This window comes from Bradyrhizobium sp. SHOUNA76, assembly GCF_023006445.1.
Taxonomy (GTDB): Bacteria; Pseudomonadota; Alphaproteobacteria; order Rhizobiales; family Xanthobacteraceae; genus Bradyrhizobium.
Genome location: NZ_JALBHA010001107.1, coordinates 1 through 561 on the forward strand (window position 1 = coordinate 1; position 561 = coordinate 561).

Annotated in this window: 1 protein-coding gene; it reads left to right on the forward strand. The window is 69.3% G+C overall.

Going from position 1 to position 561, the window contains the following annotated elements:
• A partial coding sequence (locus MOV74_RS40000; protein ID WP_246933086.1) for a histidine kinase occupies positions 1-561 on the forward strand: 561 nt, incomplete at both ends.

The window sequence follows — 561 nt, forward strand, 5'->3', positions numbered from 1 at the left end:
AACTGGGCGGCCGGCTGGAGGAAGCCACCGAGCAGCGCGCCGCGCTGACGCGGCGCCTGATCGAGATACGCGACGACGAGCGCCGCGCCCTCGCCCGCGAACTCCACGACGAGTTCGGGCAGAATCTCTCCGCCATCCTCGCCTTCGCCAACACGATCGAAACGGCGAGCGCGAGGGCAAACAGGGACAACGGGATCGCCCAGGATGCGCGCATGATCTCGCAGGCCACCCATCATCTGATGGCCTCGCTCCGCGATGCGCTGAAGCGCCTGCGCAATCCCCTGCCCGAGGAGCTCGGGCTCGAGGCGAGCCTCGTCAATCTCGTCGACAGCTGGCGCTCGCAGAGCGCGGCGCGGCCAACGATCCAGCTCGATCTCAGGGGTGATCTGACGGATGTGCGCGGACCGGCCGCCACCACGGCCTATCGCGTGGCACAGGAATGCCTGACCAACGCACTGCGTCACGGTGCGGCGCGCGAGATTTCGGTGCGGATCGAGCGGCGCGCCGGCGACGATGACGCGCTGCTGATCCACGTCGAGGACGACGGCGGCGGCGATGCGG